This is a genomic window from Streptomyces sp. ISL-99 (assembly GCF_018614005.1).
Classification (GTDB): Bacteria; Actinomycetota; Actinomycetes; order Streptomycetales; family Streptomycetaceae; genus Streptomyces; species Streptomyces flavidovirens.
Genome location: NZ_JAGGPC010000101.1, coordinates 1,805 through 5,797, shown reverse-complemented (window position 1 = coordinate 5,797; position 3,993 = coordinate 1,805). Strand labels below are relative to the sequence as shown.

2 protein-coding genes are annotated in these 3,993 nt (G+C 72.2%); both read right to left on the bottom strand.

Going from position 1 to position 3,993, the window contains the following annotated elements; all coding sequences use genetic code 11:
* The coding region (locus tag J7E91_RS35550; protein WP_214911596.1) for a non-ribosomal peptide synthetase at window positions 1–3,376 on the bottom strand (3,376 nt) is incomplete at its 3' end.
* Window positions 3,377–3,423: 47 nt separating this feature from the next.
* Window positions 3,424–3,993: phosphopantetheine-binding protein (locus J7E91_RS35545; protein WP_214911594.1), on the bottom strand; the 570-nt coding region annotated here is incomplete at its 5' end.

Below are 3,993 nucleotides of genomic sequence, written 5' to 3'. Positions count from 1 at the left end.
GGTACGGCTCACCGGACTGCTCCGCGAAGCGGGTGCGCAGCGCCTCGTGCCGTTCCACCACATCGGCCAGCGCCGCCTCCAGCGCCGCACGGTCCAGATCACCGGTCAGCCGTACCGCGACGGGCACGTTGTACGTCGGGCTGGGGCCCGCCAACTGGAAAGCGAACCACAACCGCCGCTGTGCGAATGACATCGGCAGTGCTTCGGGGCGTGCCATCGGCACCAGCGCCGCCCGCGCCGAACCCGCCTCCGTCAGCCGGGCGGCCAGCGTCGCGACGGTCGGCGCCTCGAATATTGCCCGGATCGGCAGCTCCGCGTCCAAGGCGGTGCGGATGCGGCTGGTCAGCCGGGTGGCCAGCAGTGAATGCCCGCCCAGTCCGAAAAAGTTGTCGTCGATGGTGACGGAGTCCACGCCAAGGATCTCGGCGAAGACACCGGCCAGAATCTCCTCGCGGGGGGTGCGTGGGGCGCGTCCGGCGGCGCCGGCGCCGGCGAAGCTGGGGGCGGGCAGCGCCTTGCGGTCGATCTTGCCGTTGGGGGTCATCGGCCAACGGTCGAGGACGACGAACGCGGCCGGGACCATGTAGTCGGGCAGGGTAGCGGCGAGGTGGGCGCGCAGCGCGGCGGACTCGGGATCCGCGCCGTCAGCAGTAACGTAGCCAACCAACCGCTGCCCAGCCAGCTCATCTTGACGGACGATCACCAGCGCGTCGGCGACGCCCGCCGCCTCGGACAGCGCGGCCTCGATCTCGCCCAGCTCGATGCGGAAGCCGCGGATCTTGACCTGGTTGTCGGTGCGGCCGAGGTATTCCAGGGTGCCGTCGGCGGTCCAGCGTACGAGGTCGCCGGTGCGGTAGAGCCGGGAGCCGGGCGGGCCGAACGGGTCGGCGACAAAGCGCTCGGCGGTCAGCGCCGGGCGGCCGAGGTAGCCGCGGGCCAGACCGGGACCGGCGGTGTACAGCTCACCGGCCACCCCCGGCGGCACCGGGCGCAGCGCGCCGTCCAGGACGTACACCCGCCCGTTGACGACCGGCCCGCCGATCGGCGGGATGCCCTCGCCGGTCAGCGGCTCGCTCATGGCGGCGACGACCGTGGCCTCGGTGGGGCCATAGGAGTTGATCATCCGGTGCCGCTGGGACCAGCGGGCGGCCAGCTCGGTGCCGACCTTGTCGGCGCCGGTGGCCAGCGTCCGCAGGTGCGGCAGCTCGATCTCGGGAAGGGTGGCCAGCGCGGCGGGCAGCATCAGCGTGTGGCTGATCCGCTCCCCGGCCAGGACCTGGGCCAACTCCTCGCCGGCCAGCTGCTTGCCGTCCGGTACCACCAGCGTGGCGCCGTTCGTCAGCGCCATGACCGTCTCCAGCACCGAGGCGTCGAAGCTGGGCGAGGCGAGCTGGAGCACCCGGCTGTCCCGGTCCAAGAGATAGCGCTCCGCCACGCTCACCGACAGATCGCCCAGGCCGCGGTGGGTGACCACGACGCCCTTGGGACGGCCGGTGGAGCCGGAGGTGTAGATGACATAGGCGGGGTGGTGGACGAAGAGCGGAGCGGTGCGGTCGTCGTCCGTCACCGTGGCGTCGGACAGCTCCGCCAGCCGCGCCACGACCCCGGTGTCGTCCAGCACGACCTGCGGGCAGGGCACCTCGGGCAGGTGTGCGGCCGTCGCCGACTCCGTCAGCAGGCACGTCGGCGCGGCGTCCGCCAGCATGTAGGCGATCCGGTCCACCGGATAGGCCGGGTCGATCGAGAGATGGGCGCCGCCCGCCTTCTGCACCGCCAGCGCCCCCACGACCATGTCGGCGGACTTCGGCAGGGCCAGCGCCACGATGTGCTCGGGGCCGACGCCGCCCGCGATAAGCAGCCGGGCCAGCCGGTTGGCGCGCTGTTCCAGCTCCCGATAGGTGAGCGTACGGCCTCGGTACGCCAGCGCCGGAGCGTCCGGCGCGGCCACCGCCTGCGCCTCGACGAGCTGGGGCATCGTACGGGCCGAGCCGTCCCGGGCGGTGTCGTTCCAGCCGGTGAGCAGCAGCTCCCGCTCCCGGCCGGTGAGGATCTCCGCCCGGCCGACGCGGGCGTCCGCGTCGGCGACGACGGCGTCCAGCAGTCGCACCAGCCGGTCGGCCAGCGCCTGCGCGGTCTCCTGATCGAACAGGTCTGTGGCGTACTGCACTTCGCCGCCGAGGCCCGCCGGGGTGCCCTGCGGCGTGTGCCGCTCACGCAGCGTGAAGGCCAGATCGACCTTGGCAGCTCCGGTGTCCAGGTCGCTGACGGACACCTCCAGCCCCGGCATGGTGAACCCGCCCCCGTCGGCGCTCTGCAGGGACAGCAGCGTCTGGAAGAGGGGGGCGTGGGACAGCGAACGGGCCGGGTTGACGGCCTCGACGACCCGCTCGAACGGAATGTCCTGGTGGGCGTAGGCGGCGAGGTCGGTCTCCCGGACGCGGGCCAGGAGCTGGCGGAAGGTCGGGTCGCCGGACACGTCCGTGCGCAGGACCAGGGTGTTGACGAAGAAGCCGACCAGGTCCTCCAGCGCCTCGTCGGTACGCCCCGCCACCGCGGTGCCGATCGGGATGTCGGTGCCCGCGCCGAGCCGGGACAGCAGCGTCGCGAGCCCGGCCTGCAGCACCATGAACACCGTGACATCGCAATCGCGGGCCAGGTCCGCGATATGGGTGTGCAGCTCGGCGTCCAGCTCGAACCGGGCGCTGCCGCCGCGATGGCCGGCGGCGGCCGGCCGGGGCCGGTCCAGCGGCAGCTCCAGCAGCTCGGGGGAGCCCGCCAACTCCTTGGTCCAGAAAGCCAGTTGTTCGGAGAGTCGGCTGCCGGGGTCGTTTTCGTCGCCCAGCAGGTCCCGTTGCCACAGGGCGTAGTCGGCGTACTGCACCGGCAGCGGCTCCCAGGTGGGGGCCTGGCCGTTGATGCGGGCGGTGTAGGCGGTGGACAGGTCCCGTGACAGGGGGCCCATGGACCAGCCGTCACTGGCGATGTGGTGCAGCAGGATGAGCAGGACGTGCTTGCGCTCGGAGAGCTTGAAGAGGGTGAGCTTCAGCGGCACCCCGGCGGTCAGGTCGAAGCCGTACGCGGCCGCCTCGGCCAGCGCCGGCTCCAGCTGCTGTGGTCCGTCCAGTTCGACCAACTCGACGACCGGGCAGGCCTGGTCGACGTCGAGCACCACCTGGTACGGCTCACCGGACTGCTCCGCGAAGCGGGTGCGCAGCGCCTCGTGCCGTTCCACCACATCGGCCAGCGCCGCCTCCAGCGCCGCACGGTCCAGATCACCGGTCAGGCGTACCGCGATCGGGATGTTGTAGGTCGGGCTGGGGCCCTCCACCTGGAAGGCGAACCACAACCGCCGCTGTGCGAAGGACAACGGGTACATGGCGGGACTCCTCTTGGAACTGAATACGAGCGGTGCGGAAAGGGGGGTCAGGAGCTGCGCATACGGCGGAGCGACGGCCGGGCCCGGCGTGCCGTGCCGATCTCCTCGGCCAGCCCGGCGACGGTCGGCTTCTCGAATACCGTCCGGACCGGCAGTTCGGCTCCCAGCGCCGTCCGCACCCGGCTGATCAGCCGGGTGACCAGCAGCGAGTGGCCGCCCAGCTGGAAGAAGCTGTCGTCGATGCTCACCGGGGCCACCCCCAGCAGCTCCGCGAAGATCCCGCACAGGGTCTCCTCCTGCGGCGTGCGCGGGGCCCGGCCGTCGGCGGATCCGGTCGGCTGCTCCGGCGCGGGCAGGGCCTTGCGGTCCACCTTTCCGTTCGGCGTCAGCGGCCACTCCTGAATCACCACGACCGCCGACGGCACCATGTAGGCGGGTAGCTGCCCGGCGCACCGCCCGAGCAGCTCCTCGACCAGCCGCGCCGCCTCGGATGCCTCGGCCGGCCCCTCGACATAGGCCACGATCTGCTGCTCGCCGGGACGGTACGTACGCACCAGCACCATCGCCCGGGCGACCTGCGGGTGATCCGAGAGCACGGCCTGGATTTCGCCGAGTTC